14 protein-coding genes and 4 pseudogenes are annotated in these 16,615 nt (G+C 52.3%); 11 read left to right on the top strand and 7 right to left on the bottom strand.

What is annotated here, in order from left to right:
* The first annotated feature begins 18 nt into the window (after positions 1-18).
* The 6 genes and pseudogenes from KIS77_06240 (at position 19) to KIS77_06215 (ending at position 2,142) form a co-directional block, all read left to right on the top strand.
* Positions 19-291, top strand: a pseudogene (locus KIS77_06240) (PKD domain-containing protein).
* A gap of 75 nt (positions 292-366) precedes the next feature.
* Positions 367-567 (top strand): annotated as a pseudogene (locus KIS77_06235) (PKD domain-containing protein).
* Between the two features lie 105 nt (positions 568-672).
* Positions 673-1,038: pseudogene (locus KIS77_06230) on the top strand (PKD domain-containing protein).
* A 96-nt stretch (positions 1,039-1,134) separates the two neighbouring features.
* A pseudogene (locus KIS77_06225) lies at positions 1,135-1,242 on the top strand (PKD domain-containing protein).
* Positions 1,222-1,575, top strand: a complete 354-nt coding sequence (locus KIS77_06220; GenBank protein ID MCW5921922.1) for a T9SS type A sorting domain-containing protein — start codon at positions 1,222-1,224, stop codon at positions 1,573-1,575. Before KIS77_06225 ends, KIS77_06220 begins: the two are co-directional and overlap by 21 nt.
* 132 nt (positions 1,576-1,707) lie before the next feature.
* Positions 1,708-2,142, top strand: a complete 435-nt coding sequence (locus KIS77_06215) for a DUF1573 domain-containing protein (protein MCW5921921.1) — start codon at positions 1,708-1,710, stop codon at positions 2,140-2,142.
* A gap of 519 nt (positions 2,143-2,661) precedes the next feature.
* Here KIS77_06215 and KIS77_06210 read toward each other — a convergent pair.
* From KIS77_06210 to KIS77_06200, 3 genes are all read right to left on the bottom strand, one after another.
* On the bottom strand, positions 2,662-3,747 hold the full coding sequence (locus KIS77_06210) for an acyltransferase (GenBank protein MCW5921920.1): 1,086 nt from the start codon (positions 3,745-3,747) through the stop codon (positions 2,662-2,664).
* A 134-nt stretch (positions 3,748-3,881) separates the two neighbouring features.
* The gene (locus KIS77_06205) at positions 3,882-4,418 is read right to left on the bottom strand and encodes a VOC family protein (protein ID MCW5921919.1); all 537 of its coding nucleotides are present in this window, start codon (positions 4,416-4,418) and stop codon (positions 3,882-3,884) included.
* 23 nt (positions 4,419-4,441) lie between these two features.
* Positions 4,442-5,581 (bottom strand): hypothetical protein, encoded by a 1,140-nt coding sequence (locus KIS77_06200; GenBank protein MCW5921918.1) that lies wholly within the window; start codon positions 5,579-5,581, stop codon positions 4,442-4,444.
* Between the two features lie 228 nt (positions 5,582-5,809).
* Here KIS77_06200 and KIS77_06195 point away from each other — a divergent pair, with 228 nt between their 5' ends.
* Positions 5,810-7,180 carry a redoxin domain-containing protein gene (locus tag KIS77_06195; protein MCW5921917.1) on the top strand — a complete coding sequence of 457 codons (1,371 nt, stop codon included), beginning with the start codon at positions 5,810-5,812 and terminating at the stop codon, positions 7,178-7,180.
* 26 nt (positions 7,181-7,206) lie between these two features.
* Here KIS77_06195 and ruvB read toward each other — a convergent pair whose 3' ends face one another.
* Positions 7,207-8,226 (bottom strand): Holliday junction branch migration DNA helicase RuvB, encoded by a 1,020-nt coding sequence (gene ruvB / locus KIS77_06190; protein MCW5921916.1) that lies wholly within the window; start codon positions 8,224-8,226, stop codon positions 7,207-7,209.
* Between the two features lie 331 nt (positions 8,227-8,557).
* On the opposite strand from ruvB, the gene KIS77_06185 reads away from it, so the two are divergent.
* On the top strand, positions 8,558-9,247 hold the full coding sequence (locus KIS77_06185) for a hypothetical protein (protein MCW5921915.1): 690 nt from the start codon (positions 8,558-8,560) through the stop codon (positions 9,245-9,247).
* Between the two features lie 3 nt (positions 9,248-9,250).
* Here the strand turns inward: KIS77_06185 and KIS77_06180 are convergent, their stop codons facing one another.
* Together KIS77_06180 and folK are read right to left on the bottom strand one after the other, a co-directional pair.
* The gene (locus KIS77_06180) at positions 9,251-9,931 is read right to left on the bottom strand and encodes a deoxynucleoside kinase (protein ID MCW5921914.1); all 681 of its coding nucleotides are present in this window, start codon (positions 9,929-9,931) and stop codon (positions 9,251-9,253) included.
* Positions 9,932-10,009: 78 nt separating this feature from the next.
* Positions 10,010-10,531: a 2-amino-4-hydroxy-6-hydroxymethyldihydropteridine diphosphokinase gene (gene folK, locus KIS77_06175; GenBank protein ID MCW5921913.1), complete on the bottom strand. Its 522-nt coding sequence runs from the start codon at positions 10,529-10,531 to the stop codon at positions 10,010-10,012.
* A 169-nt stretch (positions 10,532-10,700) separates the two neighbouring features.
* Here folK and KIS77_06170 point away from each other — a divergent pair, with 169 nt between their 5' ends.
* The 3 genes from KIS77_06170 (at position 10,701) to KIS77_06160 (ending at position 15,644) form a co-directional block, all read left to right on the top strand.
* Positions 10,701-11,201 carry a hypothetical protein gene (locus KIS77_06170; GenBank protein MCW5921912.1) on the top strand — a complete coding sequence of 167 codons (501 nt, stop codon included), beginning with the start codon at positions 10,701-10,703 and terminating at the stop codon, positions 11,199-11,201.
* Between the two features lie 126 nt (positions 11,202-11,327).
* Positions 11,328-14,744, top strand: a complete 3,417-nt coding sequence (locus tag KIS77_06165) for a gliding motility-associated C-terminal domain-containing protein (protein MCW5921911.1) — start codon at positions 11,328-11,330, stop codon at positions 14,742-14,744.
* 84 nt (positions 14,745-14,828) lie between these two features.
* Positions 14,829-15,644 carry a DUF4261 domain-containing protein gene (locus KIS77_06160; protein ID MCW5921910.1) on the top strand — a complete coding sequence of 272 codons (816 nt, stop codon included), beginning with the start codon at positions 14,829-14,831 and terminating at the stop codon, positions 15,642-15,644.
* Positions 15,645-15,700: 56 nt separating this feature from the next.
* Here the strand turns inward: KIS77_06160 and KIS77_06155 are convergent, their stop codons facing one another.
* Positions 15,701-16,552: a gliding motility-associated C-terminal domain-containing protein gene (locus KIS77_06155; protein MCW5921909.1), complete on the bottom strand. Its 852-nt coding sequence runs from the start codon at positions 16,550-16,552 to the stop codon at positions 15,701-15,703.
* Positions 16,553-16,615 lie beyond the last annotated feature (63 nt).

Below are 16,615 nucleotides of genomic sequence, written 5' to 3'. Positions count from 1 at the left end.
ACGGCACAGAACCCCCTCGTGGTGTATAACACACCGGGTGTGTATGATGTGACGTTGGTGGCTTCCTCACCGGGCGGCAGTAGCACTTATACGCAACAAGGGTTCATCACCGTGTTGGGGCCTCCGACCACGTCTTTTACCAGCAGCACGAATGGTACGACGGTCGTTTTCACCAATACTTCTCAAAATGCGACTTCCTACCTGTGGAACTTCGGCGATGGCAGCACGAGCATTGAGACCAACCCAACACATAAGTATGAAACCAGTGGGACTTACACCGTGACGCTCACAGCGACCAATCAATGCGGTACCACTACCTTTACGCAGCAGATTGTCACAGAGGCCGCTCCCAGCGCGGCATTTACTATGAGCAGTTCAGAGGGTTGTGCGCCATTTACGGTTCAGTTCACCAATCAATCGAGCCAAAACGCGACTTCGTTTGAATGGCTCTTCGAGAACGGACAGCCTGCTACTTCCAACGAGACAAACCCATCGGTGACGTGGAACCAAGCGGGTACCTACACGGTCACGCTCATTGCTTCCAACATAGTGGGCAGCGACACCACTTCCGCTACCGTGACGGTGAATGGATTGCCCAATGCAGGCTTCACGGCCCAAACCGCAGGGCTTTCCGTAGTGCTGAACAACACCACTACGGGGGCTGATTCTTATTTGTGGGATTTCGGCGATGGCAACACCAGCACGGAAGCGAACCCAACACACAACTACGGCACAACAGGAACATTCACCGTCGTACTCACAGCTACCAATGAATGTGGCACCAAGGAATTCTCCCTGCAAGTCGCTATTGAAGGCAGTGCGCCTATCGCTGCTTTCAGCGCGAGCGAAAACGCTGGTTGCATACCTTTTGACGTGGTGTTCACTGACCAATCTGCTGGCAGCCCCATTGCATGGTATTGGGAATTCCCCGGCGGTGTTCCGCAAACCTCCACAGACAAAAACCCGACGGTCGTTTACAATGCCACAGGCTCATTCCCCGTCACGCTTGTTGTCACTAATCAGTATGGCTCCGACACTTTGACGATTCCGAATGAGGTGTGGGCGCTGAATGTGCCCACTGCGGGTTTTGCATATAACATCAATCAAAACACGGTGTCGTTCAACAATCTTTCGATGGATGCGACGACCTACCAGTGGAATTTTGGCGACGGAAATACCAGCTCGCAAACCAACCCGACGCATACCTACTCGGCCAACGGAATGTACACCGTAGAACTTACTGCCATCAATGTGTGCGGAGCCAGCACCCTTCAGCAAACCATAAACATCACAATGGTCAGTGCCGAAGAGCCAACATGGTTGAGCGAGTTCAAATTGTATCCAAACCCGAACACGGGAGCCTTCATTGTGGAAATGACTGGTACACCAACCCAAGAAGTCGAGTTTGTGCTTTTCAATACTTACGGCCAGATGGTCAAGCGCGAAGTTGTTGACTTTGGCGCAGGTGTATTGAATCGCAATTTCGATTACGGGCATTTGCCAGCAGCCATGTACACTTTGCGCATTCAGGCAGGCAACGCAGCTAAGTATGTGAAAGTGGCCGTGCAGCGATAGGCTTGTACTTGTCAAGATGTTAAACTTTCCGCCGGTTGTCCCGCATTGGGGCAACCGGCGTTTTTGTACCTAATCTGACAATTCGCCTTTTTTTGGCTTGGTGTTTGAAATTGTTTGCCAAAACCTTTTCCTATGAAAAAGATAATATTCTCGCTCTCATGCACCATAGCCCTGATGACCGCCCTTGTTTCTACGGCTCAAACCCTTAAAGCAGTGGACGACACCCAGAACGTGGGTAAAGTGGAATGGCTCAATCGTTCGGCTGACGCGGGAAAGACTGCCTTCGGCACACCCGTCACCCGCGAGTTTGCGGTCAAAAACATCAGCAAGGAAAACCTCATTCTGCTTCAAGTGCGCAGCGCCTGTTTTTGCGTGACGGTAGATTGGTCGCAAGAGCCCATTCGCCCCGGCGAAACGGGCATCATCAGAGCCACCTACGATGCGCAGCGGGAAGGCGATTTTTACAAAATCATCACCGTCAACACCAATTTTGACCCAACCCATTCCGTGCCGTTCGCGTTTGTGGGCAAGGTGGAACGGCTCTTGGAAGCCAATGCGGGACAGTAGGTATACTTCGCGCCGTTAGGTTTTGGGCATGGCTGCAATCGCAATCTGCTAAAAATCAAGAACATCAATCATGTTCATCTAACAAATCCTAGCGAATCAAGGTATACATACGCCGCATTTGTCGGACGATTTTTCATTCGTCCGATAAGTTGAAGTTCGACGGCACGAACTAAAAACAACAGCCGATTCGGGACACTCCCGAATCGGCTGTTGTTTTTAGTTCACCCTTCATGTCTCGCAAAATTCCCTCCGCAACGCTCATCCCCTCTTTGTCAGCCCGACTTCCCAAGTTCACGAAACCTTGTAAAGGCTTGACTCCGGCCCCTTTTCACCTTAAAGCAAGGATGAGCGACCCGCGAATTGACCAATCATGCGAATGAGGGGTTGAAATTAATTGAGGCTTGATATTCAAACTCTTAATCGGGCGGTAATTTCAAACCACCGCCTCAATAGCGCACATTTTCAACACTATACGTCACCTCCCCATTCGCGTCAACCACCGCGAGTTAGCGCATTGCCTCAATTCGCCAACTGCTCCATCAGCGCTTTTCTTTGGGAAAATCTCTTGTAGCGCCTGCGGATATACTCCAACGCTGGCTTTTCCACCAAATAAGTAATCAAAGTCGCCAAGATAATGACCAAAGGCAGGCACACCCCGAACACAACAAACCAGAAATTGAGGTGCATTTCCTCTTCCAACAAAGGAATAATCAGACTCTTGCAAACAAACTTGTGCACCAAGTAAAGGCTGTAGGAAATGGTGCCGAGAAACACCGTTGCGCGATTGACGATGTGTAGCGTCACATCAAAGGCATAAAGAGAGAAAACAGCGAAGTACAGCGACAGCATCACGGCATACTCGGCTTGAGAAATATAGAGATACGAAGTGCCGCCATCGGGATAAAGGATAATCTGGGTGGCAAAGCAGGCCGCCAACAAAGGCACTTTAAAGCGAATGCGCCCTTGTCGAAACTTGATTTTGTAGAACAAAATACCCGCGAAAAAAAGTGGGAAATGATTAACCAAACTGAACAAACCACGCGAGTATTTGAAGATAAAAGGCGCGGACTGGCTGAAAACAAAGTGGTTGAGCAAAACGAACGACAAACCGCCAATTCCAATTAACGTGATGCGGTCGAGCCATTTAAGGTAAAAAAACAGCAACATCACCGCATAGAATTGCATCTCAATCAGCAGCGTCCAATACGGCTCGTCGAGATTGGGGATTTTGAAGTACCACTGGAACATGGTCATGTTGGCCAAATCCTGCACAAGCAACCCCGACATGGACTCATGGTGAATGAGGCGATAGACCACCGTCATGATAGCAGTGAAGGTCACCGCCGCCCAGTAAGTAGGATAGAGGCGAGAGAATCGGCTGACGACAAAATCCTTCCAGTTTTTGGTGTTGGAGAGCGTCAGAAAAATGACGAAACCACTGATGATGAAAAAGAAATCAACCCCGGTGACCCCGTACTTGAACCCCATATACATTTCCGGGCGGTCCATCGTAAAATGAAAAAGCACCACCATCAATGCGGCGATGCCTCTCAAAGCGTCTAATTCGAGCAGCCTGACTTTCCCTTGCTGTCTTGATTCTCCCATGGTTTGCGTCATTGAAATCGTTAGTTATTAGGAACGTCGCCCTAAGACAAATACTGTACCATTGCCTCACTTCCAAAAATGAACCCACCGCGAATTTCGCCACCCATACGACAGTAAGTTTGTTGAGCGAACGCTCACTTGCCCCCAACGATTTCCACAAATACCCCGTCGGGGTCTTGGCACATGAGCAACTCCGTCCCGTCGCCCATATCTACGGGCGTTTTGCCGAGCAACGGGATACCGCGTCTTTGAAGATTTTCCTTGATGATTTGTGTGGAGGCCACCTCGAAGGTAAGGTAGCGCACCCCCGGAAGCACGCTGGCATGCGCCGTGCGAGTGGTCGTCGAATCGCTGCAACAAGCTAGCTTCAGAATGGTGGCGCAGGGGCTGTCCACCAGTTTCAATCGCCTGACATTGAACGCTTTGCCATTTGAAAGGCCAATATCGGCGCTGAAATCACCCTCCACCTCAAAGCCGCCTATCTCTTTCATGCCAACAATGTTTTTGTAAAAATCCAGCGATTGTGGCAGGTCGGAACATATCAGGCCGATTTCGAGCACACCCGATTCAGTAGCTGCAGGTTTGTGTTTGCAACATGGGGCTGAAATAGTCAGCAGCAACAGGCACATTAGCGTTGTCTGGAACCGAAAAAGGGGAAGTATTATCTGCATTGTCACTTTATGGATTTGAGTGTTCACCATTTCTCCACCAAAAAATGATAAGGCCCCGGCAAATGGTGAATGAATAGCTGGGCTGGGTCATTGTCGGGATATAGAGCCAGATAAGCCGCGTCGGGAATCAGCACAATCATGCTCCCGGTGCGTACATAGTGGTTGCTATCGTAGTATTGGGGTGGTTTAAATTCGGGCAAGGTTTTCTTTACTTCTTTCGATAGCATTTTGCCCAAGTATTTTTGATAACGGCGCTGCGCCTTCAGCGAGGGCTTGGTCATTCGCTTGTAAACCCCCTTCAGCACCATGTTCTTCGGAAACCCCTGTTTTTTGATAACGGCTCTTGCGTTCACAAAAGGATTGATTCGGTTGTAATCGTTCACGGTTTGCACCGAGAACGGCACTTCCGGCACCCAATCCAATGCGTTCACCACATTGAACGCCCAGCCATCGCGCGTCAGGTTTTCGTAATCGTAGGCATAGTAGAGATTGCCCGGTTTGGGGCCAGCCCCGCAGTAGGTCTTGAAACGGATGTCTTTGGGCAGCTTCCCCTCTTTTTGCAGATAATATAGGTGTGAGGTAAGCAAATAGGTGATGGCTCCGCCTTGGCTATGCCCTGTCAGCACAACATCGCGCACCCCCTCGTCATAAACGCTTTTTATTTTTTCCACGATGTCGCCTTGCAGGCAGGCCAATGCCACGAGCCAACCCACATGGACGGCTGCGCGAGGGTTTTCGGCGAGTTTGTAGTGGAAAGTGTAGGTGTTGGAAATTTGGATGCTGCCTTTTGCCGGCACCATCGCCGCATAAAAATTGGCAAGCCAACTCACAAGCTCCGTCGTGGTGCCGCGCACACTGACCACAGCCCTTCCGTCGCGGCTGCGCCACAAGTCCCATTTGTTTTCCAGGCCAACCGTTGGGGAGCGATACACCAACTTGTAAAACCTCGGCTCAGGCAGTTTCACGCTTTCTGAAGTCCACGGTGTATCCGCCACCCGCGCCGCGATTCGCAGCATATCCAAGTACTCCAATTTGTCGAAGCCAGCCTCGAGTTTTTGGGCATGTAGGGTGGGGGAGGCGATGAGTGTTGCGAGGCAAATAAGCCAAGCATAACAGACTGTTGTGGCGCTCCAAAGGGAGGCGCTCGTTCCGATGTGCTGCATGAGGAATTTGTTCAGTTTTGTTTTGTAAAGAATCTTTTGCGGTGCAAAAATCAAATAAAACCGCAACCACGAGCCATTCAATGGGTTGTATTTTTGTTTTTTTGGGGGTTTATACTTCGCTCCGTTAGGTTTTGGACATGGCCAAAAGCGCAATCTGTTCAAAATCAGGGACATCAATTATGGTCATCTGACAAGTCCTTGCGAATCAAGGTATAATTTATAGAAAGCATGAAAAATCTACATTGCCTGCTACTGCTTTCCATCTTTGGTCTTAATGGAATGGCTGCTCAAATCTCCCTGCGCGGAAAAATCGCCAACGTGCCACCAAACGCTGTCAAAAAGGCCATCTTGGAATACTGGAACACCGAACGCTGGCAACAGTTGGAGACCATCACGCTCGACTCGGACGGCTCTTTCAGCGTCAGCGTGGACGCGCCTGTGCAAGCCCAAGCCCGGTTGCGCATGGTGAACCAACCCAGATATTGGGCGGATTTTTTATTGCCGGCACCCGCTCAGGAGGAGCGGGAATTGGTGTTCGACATGGATTTCAACCTAATGGATGGAGGACCGGCGCGTGTGGTAGGCTCGCCCGAAAACGACCTGTACCACACCCTCATGTCGGCGCAGCATGGGTTGGCCAAGCTGCGCGACAGCGAGCGCAAGGCCACCTTAGCCCAGATAGAGGCCGCCGAACGCGACCTCAATCGACTTTGTCGCGACATCGCAACGCAGCACAAGGGTACTTTTTCGGGCGACATCGTGGCACCATTGCTCATCCAGCCTCAAAAGCAAGACTACCCAAACAACCCGAAAGTGGCCAACATGACCGCCAACGAGTTTGCGGTCGCATATTCGCTCGACGAGGTGCCGTTCCGCTATGAGCGAGTGCTCTATCACACAGGTTTTGTGAAGGCGCTCAATCGGTATTACCACTATTTCGACCGCAAGTCGCCCGAAGGTGGCAAGCAATACATAGATGGCGTGATGTCGCGGCGCAACGGCAACGACGAGGTGGACAACTATGTGTTCCGTTATCTGCTCGACAAGATGATGGACTACAAGGACGAGGCGGGCCTAACCTATCTGCTCACATGGTATTTGCCAGATTGCCCCGACGAAAATCCTTTGCCCAATAGCACCCTCAATCTGTTGGAAGCGCTCAAAAACTGCGAGCCGGGCAAACTCGTCCCGGATTTGAGACTGCCCGACTTGAGTGGCCAAATCGTCTCGCTTGGGGAAGTGTGCGCCAAAAACAAAATGACGCTTCTGCTCTTCTGGCGCAGCAACTGCTCGCACTGCAAGGAGTTCGAGCCTCGATTGATGGAGATTTACGGGAAATATCGTCCGCTAGGGGTGGAGGTTTTTGCGCTTTCGAGCGACAAGATGGAGCAAGACTGGAGAACGCACCTCGAAAAAGAACCGACCCCGTGGCTCAATGTCTTCATCCCGGCGCACCAGCGTCGGGAAATCAATCGGCAGTTCCCTTCACCGAGCACCCCCACCTTGATTTCGATTGACCGCGAGCGGAAGGTGCTGTCCCGCCTCATCGTGCGGAGCCAATTGGAGGCTTATTTGGAAGAGGTGCTGCCGAGTTTGTGAGGTTTTTAGGGAGGGGGACTTGCTATTTAAAACAACCTCCCTTCCCGCCCCGGCATCACCGCCCCGATGTGTTTATACGCCTTTTCCGTCGCGGTGCGCCCTCTTGGAGTGCGCTGGATGTAGCCTTCCATGATGAGGAAAGGCTCGTGCACCTCCTCGATGGTGCCGGCCTCTTCGCCTACTGCCGTTGCGATGGTGGTGAGGCCGACGGGACCGCCTTTGAATTTGTGGATAATCGTCGTCAGGATGCGGATGTCCATTTCGTCGAGACCTGCCTCATCCACGTCGAGGGCGGCAAGGCCATAGCGGGCGATTTCCTGATTCACAGAGCCGTCGCCTTTTATTTGGGCAAAGTCACGGATGCGGCGAAGCAGCGCGTTGGCGATGCGCGGTGTGCCGCGACTGCGCCGGGCGATTTCATGCGCGCCCTCTGGCGCGATGGGGATGTCGAGGATGGCCGCCGAGCGGTGAAGGATGCGTTCGAGCGTCGGCACGTCGTAGTAGTCGAGGTGGCAATTGATGCCGAAGCGGGCGCGAAGCGGCGAGGTGAGCAGTCCCATGCGCGTGGTGGCACCGATGAGGGTGAATGGGTTGAGTGTGATTTGGATGCTGCGGGCGTTGGGGCCGGAGTCAATCATGATGTCTATGCGGTAGTCCTCCATGGCGGAGTAGAGGTATTCTTCGACGACGGTGTTGAGCCGGTGGATTTCATCAATGAACAGCACGTCGCCGGGTTCAAGGTTGGTGAGCAGGCCGGCAAGGTCGCCGGGTTTTTCGAGCACGGGGCCGCTGCTCATTTTCAATGAGGCACCGAGCTCGTTGGCGACGATGTGCGAGAGGGTCGTTTTGCCAAGCCCTGGGGGGCCGTGCAGCAGCAGATGGTCGAGTGCTTCGCCGCGCTGCTTGGCTGCTTGGATGAAGACTTGCAGGTTGTCCACAATCTTCTGTTGGCCGCTGAACTCATCCAGCAGTTTTGGGCGAAGTGCCTTTTCGACAAGCTTTTCTTCGCCGTTGTTGGGTTCGTTTGCGAGATTTTTTGACAAAATTTGTGGGTTTGTTGATGTGGTGGTTTGGTGGTTTGTGGATTCGTTGATTTGGGGATGCGATGAGGTATTGGCGTGGCAAAATTCAAAATTTTTTGTTTTGAAACAAAAATAAATTTCATTTTGCTTCAAACTCCGTCCGCTGCGCGTGGCTAGGTGAGTAGTCGTAAATCGTTCGAATCAAGGATTGGAATAGCCCCAGCGGGCGAAGTGTGGAATGCTCGTGCCAACATTCCGCCTCTCCGAGGCTTGGGTTTGTTGTGTGGGCTAAATTTCTACCAACATTCCGCCTCTCCGAGGCTTTTCAATAATTGATTCGCACAAATCGTAACTCGTGGAAATTTTGCCTACTGCCAATTTTCAGCCCGACATCTCTTTGTGGGGCTTTCGCATTGGCGAACCAGTGATTGCGCTGACCTCTCTGTTGGTGGCGCTTTTTTGTTTTTACGCATGGCAGCGGCTCGGAAAAGCAAAAAGTGCCGATGATGCCGCACGGTTGTTCAATGTCTTTTTTTTGCTCATGGGCTTTTCCAGTTTGCTGGGAGGCTTGGTGGGTCATGCGTTCATGCACCAGTTGCCTTTTGTGTTCAAGGTTCCCGGATGGGCGTTGGGCATGATAGCAGTTTCGGCCTTGGAACAAGTTTCCATCTTGCGGGCCGCGCCTTTTTTGGGAGGGCGATGGGGGCGGGTGCTGAGCTGGGCGAACATTGTGCAACTTACTGTGGCGCTGTGGTTTATGTTTGCTACTTTGTGGTTCCCTGCTGTAGAAATTCACTCTGCGGTTGGGTTGCTGCTTGTGGTAGCGCCTTTGGAAAGTATGCTGTTGCTAAGGTTTCGCTCGGAAGTCAGCCGCTTTGTGCTGTGGGGCATCGCGGTGCTTGTGGTCGCTGTGTCCATGCACATTTTCAAAATATCGGCGAGCGTGTGGCTCAGTTATTTCGACATTGCTCACTTATGGATGTGCGGAGCGATTTGGCTGTTCATGCAGGGGGCGTTGCGGCTGGGTAAGGCTGGGCAGGCTTGATTGTCACAGGGTTTTCACGGCAAAGCCTGTGGGGTGTCGTTCGGCGAGCAGGTGCGCAATCGCTTCAAAAACGGCATCATCGTGTTCGAAGCTCGCTTTGCCAAGTTCGAGCACGAGCACAGGGGTTTGTGTCTCGGATTTCAAGTATTCCAGATAGGCGTTCTGGATGTCTTCGAGGTAAGCTGCGCTGATGTTGCGCTCGATGTCGCGTCCGCGTTTGTGAATGTGGCGCAACAGCACGTCCACCGGGCGGTGAAGAAAAAGCAGCAGGTCTGGTTTGGGGAATGTGGAGTTTAGTACTCCGAAGAGCCGCTGAAACAAGCGGAATTCCTCTTCGCTAAGGTTGTTTTTTGCAAATAAGAGGGTTTTTACAAAAAAATAGTCCGCCACGGTGCAGGTGTGAAAAAGGTTGGGCTTGGAGAAGTGCTCGAGCAGTTGTTTGTGGCGCTCGGTCATAAAAAACAACTCTACTGGGAATGCATACCGCTCGGGTTGAAGGTAAAAAAAAGGGAGAAAGGGGTTGTCGGTGAATTGCTCAAGCACCAAGGCGCAGCCAAAACGGTCGGCCAGCCGATGGCACAAGGTAGTCTTGCCTGCTCCGATATTGCCCTCGATAGCGATGAAAGAATAGGAGGGAGATGATTGATTGCCCCGCGTGTCCGGGTGAGATAGTGGAGCTTCCACTGTGTGAGTTATGTCGTTTTTGCAAGTTGAGAATAACTGCCAAAGCAGCCATGAGACTATGTGTGTGGCAAGTGGGTCTCAGCTGATGTCCAACATGACCACCTCAGACTCGTCCGTGCACTCCATGAACAGTTCGTCCATTGGCTTTTTCAGCAAGGGATGTTCCAAGTCGGGCGCGATTTCAAGCATTGGAGCCAAGACGAAAGCGCGTTTGTGGAGCTCTGGGTGCGGGATTTCCAGCCCCTTGTCGCGTACCACCCGTTTGCCGTAAAAAAGGATGTCAATGTCAATGCTTCGAGGTCCCCATTTATCTTGGTCTCGGCGGCGTTCACGGCCCAATTCGCGCTCGATTTTCCCGATTTTTTCGAGCAGCTCACGCGGGGAGAGCATCGTGTTGACCATGATAATCTGGTTTAGAAAAGCCTCCTGCTCGGTGTTGCCCCAAGGTTGGGTTTCGTAGATGTGGCTTTTTCTGGCGACTTTTCCGATGTTTTTTGAAATCAATTGGGTGGCGGAGTGGAGCTGTGCGGCACGGTCGCCCACATTGCTTCCCAATCCGAGATAGACATTGATGTACTTCTTGGCAAATTCAGGCTGCATATTCAGGTCGTTAATCGGCGGCAAATATGCACAAAATGTGGAAGCCGAACAGAAAGCAAGCATGGGCAAACATAAGAAGATGATTTTTTTGCGCCTCTATGCGTCATGGACAGTCGTGCGTCGCCATACCTTTGCCTCTTGTTTCAACAATCAACTAAAACACAACGACATGAAAAATCTGTTTTTGCCCGCTATTTTTTCAATACTGTTTTTGGCAGCAGCCTGCAATAAAGTAGACCCGTCACTAGTCAGCACGATGCAAAGCGACATCGCTAATGCGGAGGAATTGGTGCCAACGTTGGGAAAAACCGTAGAAATGGCCAACATGACTATTGAACAAATCAACAAAGCCCCCGAAGCCCTCAGAAACAGCAACACGCCCGAAATGCAATCCATATTGGAGCGCAGTGTTGCGTTGGCTGGAAAAGTGCAAGCAACCGAAGCACAGTACAAAGATATGCTCAACAGATTCAAGCAGTTGTCGGCGGACTATGCAGCAGGAAAAATCAAGACCGAGGAGGCCAAAAAAGAATATGAGATGCTGAGTACTAGCCTAAAAGGCGCCGCAGGCACGTTGGAGCGTATTGACAAATTCTCCGACCTGTTGCAGGCTGATTTTGCAAAAGCGAGCGCTGGTTGGAATGCCGAGGCCGAAAAAGAATTGAAGTAAGCAAGTGCCTACAACCTGAGTGCTGACAGCAGGGACATAAGCAGCGAAATCATTCCTGCGCGTGTCCGGTATTTTGCTTTTTTTTGTCCTTTAATCCATCCCGTGCACATTAAACTCATACCTGTAATGACAAAACCGATAATCCTATTCTTGTTCACGGCACTTGCCGCCCCCGCCTTTTCTCAACCCTGCCCTCAGCCCATCATTTTGACGGCCGCGGCGACGAACGCAATTTGCAATGGAGACCCTAGCGGCTCCGCGACAGCTTCGGCTACGGGTGGCACCGGCACCATCACTTTTTCTTGGCAGCGATGTGGCGGAGGCCCCGTCACCAACGGCGCGACGGTGACAGACCTCTACGCGGGTTGTTATCGAGTGACGGCGACGGATGCCAATGGCTGCACGGCGGTGGATAGCGTGGTAGTGGGCGAGCCGCTGCCTTTCGCTTTCAATTCGTCACAGACTCCGGTGAGCTGCAAGGGCTATTCGGATGGCTCGGCCACGATTGAGGTATCGGGGGGCACCTCGCCCTATCAGTATATCTGGGACAACGGCGACACCACTCCCACTGCCGATAGCTTGAATGCGGGATTTCATTTTGTCACTATCACGGATGGTGCGGGCTGTTTGGTCGCCACGCTTGTCATCGTGCTGGAGCCTTTATTGTTCTCATTGGATAGCACGACCTCGACCAATACCTCTTGTGCCGGGGCTGCCAACGGTTCGGCCACTGTGTTCGCAAAAGGCGGCACCATGCCCTACTCTTACGAATGGAGCGACGCACAAGGTCAGATTACGCAAACAGCGGTGAACCTTACCGCAGGCACTTACACGGTCACGGTAACTGACCTAAAAGGTTGTTCGTTCACTGCCTCTGTGACGGTAGGCTCTTCTCCTACCTTAACACTTGGCTTCATAAATGTCGCGAATGAAACTTGTGCGGGCGCTTGCAATGGCTCGGCAACCGCCCAAGTGATGGGCGGCGCGCCGCCCTACGATTATTATTGGGACGACCCTTCCTTGCCCGATGGTTTTGCTACGGTGAACAATCTATGTCCCGGCACATATCTACTGGAAGTTCGGGACATACTTGGTTGCGCGGTGATTGACAAAGTGACGATTAGTGGGGCTACTCCGATTGAGGTTTTTATTGACAGCGTGCCTCCTTCATGCGCGGGCATTCAAGATGGCTCCATCTTCGCCAATGCGGTGGGAGGGCAGCTGCCCTATTTGATTCAGTGGAGCAACAATGTGACGGGCAGTAACATCGCAAATCTTGCTTGCGGTGAGTATCGCATGACTCTGACAGATGGCGTGGGTTGTGTTTTCAGCGATACGATACAGCTGCCATGCCCAGAGGCGATTGTGGTGGATAGCATTGTGCCGCAGTCCGTCAATTGTTTTGGCAACAACAACGGGCAAGTCAGGGTGTATGCGCGAGGCGGCACGGGGGCGCTTGGCTATCAATGGAACGACCCAAGCCAACAAGTAGGCCCTGTGGCAGTGAACCTGTCTCCCGGCAATTACACCGTCCTCATCACGGATGGTAACGGGTGTGTCGTCACGGCATCTGCTCAAGTTACGCAGCCCGCACCGTTGAGCGCCACCATCAACAAGACAGACGTGGCCTGTTTTGGGGGCAGCGACGGCATCGCTACGGCCATTCCAGCAGGCGGCACAGAGCCGTATCAGTACGCATGGAATTGGGGGCCGACCACTCAGACCATCAGCAGCCTGCCAATTGGCAACTACATCGTCACCGTCGTTGACGCAAATGGCTGCACCACTACGGCCAATACATCCGTGACGCAGCCAGCCACTCCTTTGGAGATTATCGCATCACAGACCCGGACAGCCTGTTTTGGGGAAAACAACGGAGAGGCGGTCGCTGCGGCTTTGGGTGGCAACGGGGCACCCTTCTCGTATTTGTGGAGCAATGGGCTAACGGGCGCTTTTGTCACTGGGCTTCATCCCGGGCTTATCAATGTGACAGCCACCGACAATCGGGGCTGTACCGCCATAGCCAGCGTGGCGATTCAGCAATTTTCAAAAATAGAAGTCGGCATCGCGTTCGTGCAACCGACCTGTCATGGGCGCTCCGACGGTCAGGCGGCTGTCAATTTGGTGGTGGGAGGGGCTGGCATGGGCGATACCGCAAAATACAACTATCAATGGAACATCCCCGGCACGCCCAACGCGCTGTTTGTGGATGGGCTGTTGGGTGGGCAGAACTATTCCGTCACGGCCACAGACTCTGCGGGTTGCTCGGGCAGTACCTCCTTCTTTATGCCTCAGCCACCTCCCATCGTGGCGCAAATTGCCCAAAAAAACATTACCTGTTTCGGCCTCTCCGACGGATTGGCCCAAGTGATGGGAGTGGAGGGAGCCACACAGCCTGTCGTATATACTTGGAGCAACAACACGACAGGCCCCATCATCCAGAATTTGTTGCCCGGCACTTACTTTCTCACCATTCTGGATGCCAAAGGGTGTACGGATGTTGACACCGTAATCATCACGCAACCCGACCTTTTGCGCGTTGATTTCGCGGTGCAAACGTTGGTGTGCCCAGATGATAGCAACGCCGTCATTGCCGCCAACGTGGCAGGTGGGACACCAGAATACACCCTGACTTGGAACAATGGAGCCAATACTTCCCAAATCGGCAACCTTGGCCCGGGGCTGTATGTGCTTGATGTGGTGGACAAAAATGGTTGCACGGTCGTTGATTCTGTCACCATCGAGCGGCCCGGCGCATTGGAAATTCGAACAGAAAAAACAGAGCCTAAATGTTTTGGGGGAAAAGACGGTCGCTTGCGGGTGGTTTTGACGGGAGGGCAAGGCCCATTCCGCTACAGCCTGAACAATGGGCCTTTTAGTGGAAGCAGCATCTTTTTGGGCTTGGCAGCGGGCGACTATATCGTGCGGGTGCAGGATGGGAATGGGTGCATTACCTCGCTCGCGGAAGTGCTCGGCCAGCCGATGCAGATAGAGGTGTCGGCAGGGACGGATACAACTGTCACGCTTGGCGACAGTCTCGTGCTAAGCGCGGATGTATTTAATGCCGTAGGGTTCGTGGACTACGAGTGGCGAAGTTTTTTGGTGGAAAATTTTGTGTGCGTTGACTCGCCGGATTGTAGCATGATTCTGGTGCGGCCCTATCAGCCAAACACCTATGTCGTGAAAGTCACGGATGAAAACGGATGCAAAGGCGAGGCCCAAGTCACGGTCAGCGTGGAAAAGCCGCGCGGCGTGTATGTGCCAACGGGTTTCACCCCCAATGGCGACCTTAACAACGACTTGCTCGTGGTGTATGGCAAAAGCTTGCAAATCCGCAGTGTGCTGACCTTCAATGTCTATAATCGTTGGGGCGAGTTGGTCTATCAAGACAAAGACTTCGCGGTCAACGATGATGCGCGCGGTTGGGACGGTTCATTTCGAGGCAAGCCCTGCGACCCCGGCATTTATGTCTGGTATGTAGAAGTGGAGTACCAAGATGGATATGTGGAAGCCAAGAAGGGGGACGTGGTGTTGATACGGTGAGGGGAGTTTTCACAGTGGTTTCAAGACCAAAAGAAAAATTCCATCGTTCTTGTGCCGCATTTTCAAAAACTACTCGAACCCACCATGCGATTGATCATACTCGTTGCGGCGCTGCTCGCCATTTTTTCTAAAAATATCATTGCCCAAAAATTGGAACAAAAAGTCGTCAGCGGCATCGTGCTGCTCAACGACAAAACAGCACCTGATGCCCAGAAGATATTGGCCACGCTGAGAAAAGATTGGAAGTTGAAAACCGATTCGGTCAACGTGGGCGAGAAAACCGTCGTGTTTGTGGGGCCGGGAGCGGCCACCGTGATGGTGGCCTTTCTCGATTATCCGGCACCTGCTGCCGATGTCGCCACCGCCGCCCGTCTTTCTTGGTTGTGGAAATCTGGCACCGAAGAGGCGCTTCGCCATCAGAGTCAAGTGCTTATTTCGGTCGTTGGCACCGAAAACAAGACATTGGATCTGTACAAGTTGTTTACTGCGGTCGTGGCGGGCGTGATGGAGCAGACCAATGCCTGTGGCGTGTACATGGCTGACCAATACCTGCTGCTGTCCAAAGGTTTTTATGTGGCTGCTGCGCAAAATATGCGCGACCACCAGACCCTCCCGGTGTATTGTTGGGCATATTTTGGCATGACGCAGGAAGGCGAGCAAAGTAGCGCCTTCACTTGGGGCTTGCAAGAACTCGGTTTCACGGACATGGAAATCGTCAACGTGCCACAATCGCTGTCGGAAGTACACGCTGTGCTTTACGATGCGGCACAGACCGTGATACAATACAATCTAAAACTACAGGACGGCCAAAAATTCACTACTGTGGAAGGCCAAGCGCTCACGGCCAAACGCTCCATAGGCACATATCAAAAAGGCGATACCTTCAAACTGGAATATTGATTGATGTTGTGGGCCGGAAGAGGGGAGGCCCCGAAAACTCGCAGGGCAAAAGTGCTTCAATTGACTACCGTGACGTTCCCGTGAAATTGCTTTTGCCGACCATCCTCGTATTCCACAATAGCTGTCCACGGATACACCCCCGATTGGACGTATTTGCCTTGCCAGCGCCCATTCCAGCCTTTTATGGGGTCGTTGGGCGCAAAGTCGCGCCGCTCGAACACCAATCCTCCTCCCCGACTGAACACCTGCATCAGCACCACTCTCGTCACCCCTTCCCCTGAGAATATGGTGAAATAAGCATCTTGGTTGCTGCCGGGTTTGATGACGTTCGGGAAAAAAAGGTTGGCTTTTTCCACCTGCACGGTTGCTTGGTCGCGGGCAAGGCAGCCGTAGGGTGTTCGGATTTCGACGGCAAAGGTGGTGGTTTCGTATATCCGGGTCATTTGCGTCAGCATGTTCTGCTCTTGAAACAGATTCGGCGGGCGCCACTCAATCGCCGAAATGGGCGTGCTTTCTGGGGTGACAATCGCATTTAGCCTGAACGGCTCCCCCTCTGTCACCGTGTCGGCATCCGTTATCAAATAAACACGCAACTCTTCAGGTTCCGGCACATTGACCAGCCATTCACGCACACAGTTGGAGGCATCGCGCACATAGAGCGTGTAAATGCCCGGCCATAGATGGTCGAATGTTGGGTTGGTGCTAAAAGTTTGACCATCAAGAGAGTAAAAAAATGGTTTCTCGCCACCGTAAACGGTGTCTATGCGGACGATGCCATTGCGCAAACCATAACACTGCACAGAACTGATTTTTAAGCCCACACTATCGGCGCAGGAGGCATAGCCAGTGTGTTGGCACAATAAAAACAACGATGCGGCAGGGAGCAGCCGGAATAAAAAATTGCTCATGGCAGTAGTCAGATTAGAAATGCTCGGGTTTCGCGGCGAAAGGTATCAAAAAAATATCTTCGA

The organism is Saprospiraceae bacterium, assembly GCA_026129545.1.
Taxonomy (GTDB): domain Bacteria; phylum Bacteroidota; class Bacteroidia; order Chitinophagales; family Saprospiraceae; genus M3007.
The sequence above is the reverse complement of the archived record's forward strand: the minus strand, read 5'-3'. Positions and strand labels throughout refer to the sequence as shown.

Excerpts from the sequence above, each read along its gene's own strand:
- KIS77_06170 (MCW5921912.1), top strand. The coding sequence starts at position 10,701 with ATGAAAAATCTGTTTTTGCCCGCTATTTTTTCAATACTGTTTTTGGCA.
- KIS77_06165 (MCW5921911.1), top strand. The coding sequence starts at position 11,328 with ATGACAAAACCGATAATCCTATTCTTGTTCACGGCACTTGCCGCCCCC.
- KIS77_06220 (MCW5921922.1), top strand. The coding sequence starts at position 1,222 with ATGTACACCGTAGAACTTACTGCCATCAATGTGTGCGGAGCCAGCACC.
- KIS77_06210 (MCW5921920.1), bottom strand. The coding sequence starts at position 3,747 with ATGGGAGAATCAAGACAGCAAGGGAAAGTCAGGCTGCTCGAATTAGAC.
- KIS77_06215 (MCW5921921.1), top strand. The coding sequence starts at position 1,708 with ATGAAAAAGATAATATTCTCGCTCTCATGCACCATAGCCCTGATGACC.
- KIS77_06195 (MCW5921917.1), top strand. The coding sequence starts at position 5,810 with ATGAAAAATCTACATTGCCTGCTACTGCTTTCCATCTTTGGTCTTAAT.
- KIS77_06160 (MCW5921910.1), top strand. The coding sequence starts at position 14,829 with ATGCGATTGATCATACTCGTTGCGGCGCTGCTCGCCATTTTTTCTAAA.
- folK (MCW5921913.1), bottom strand. The coding sequence starts at position 10,531 with ATGCAGCCTGAATTTGCCAAGAAGTACATCAATGTCTATCTCGGATTG.
- KIS77_06200 (MCW5921918.1), bottom strand. The coding sequence starts at position 5,581 with ATGCAGCACATCGGAACGAGCGCCTCCCTTTGGAGCGCCACAACAGTC.
- KIS77_06155 (MCW5921909.1), bottom strand. The coding sequence starts at position 16,552 with ATGAGCAATTTTTTATTCCGGCTGCTCCCTGCCGCATCGTTGTTTTTA.
- KIS77_06205 (MCW5921919.1), bottom strand. The coding sequence starts at position 4,418 with ATGCAGATAATACTTCCCCTTTTTCGGTTCCAGACAACGCTAATGTGC.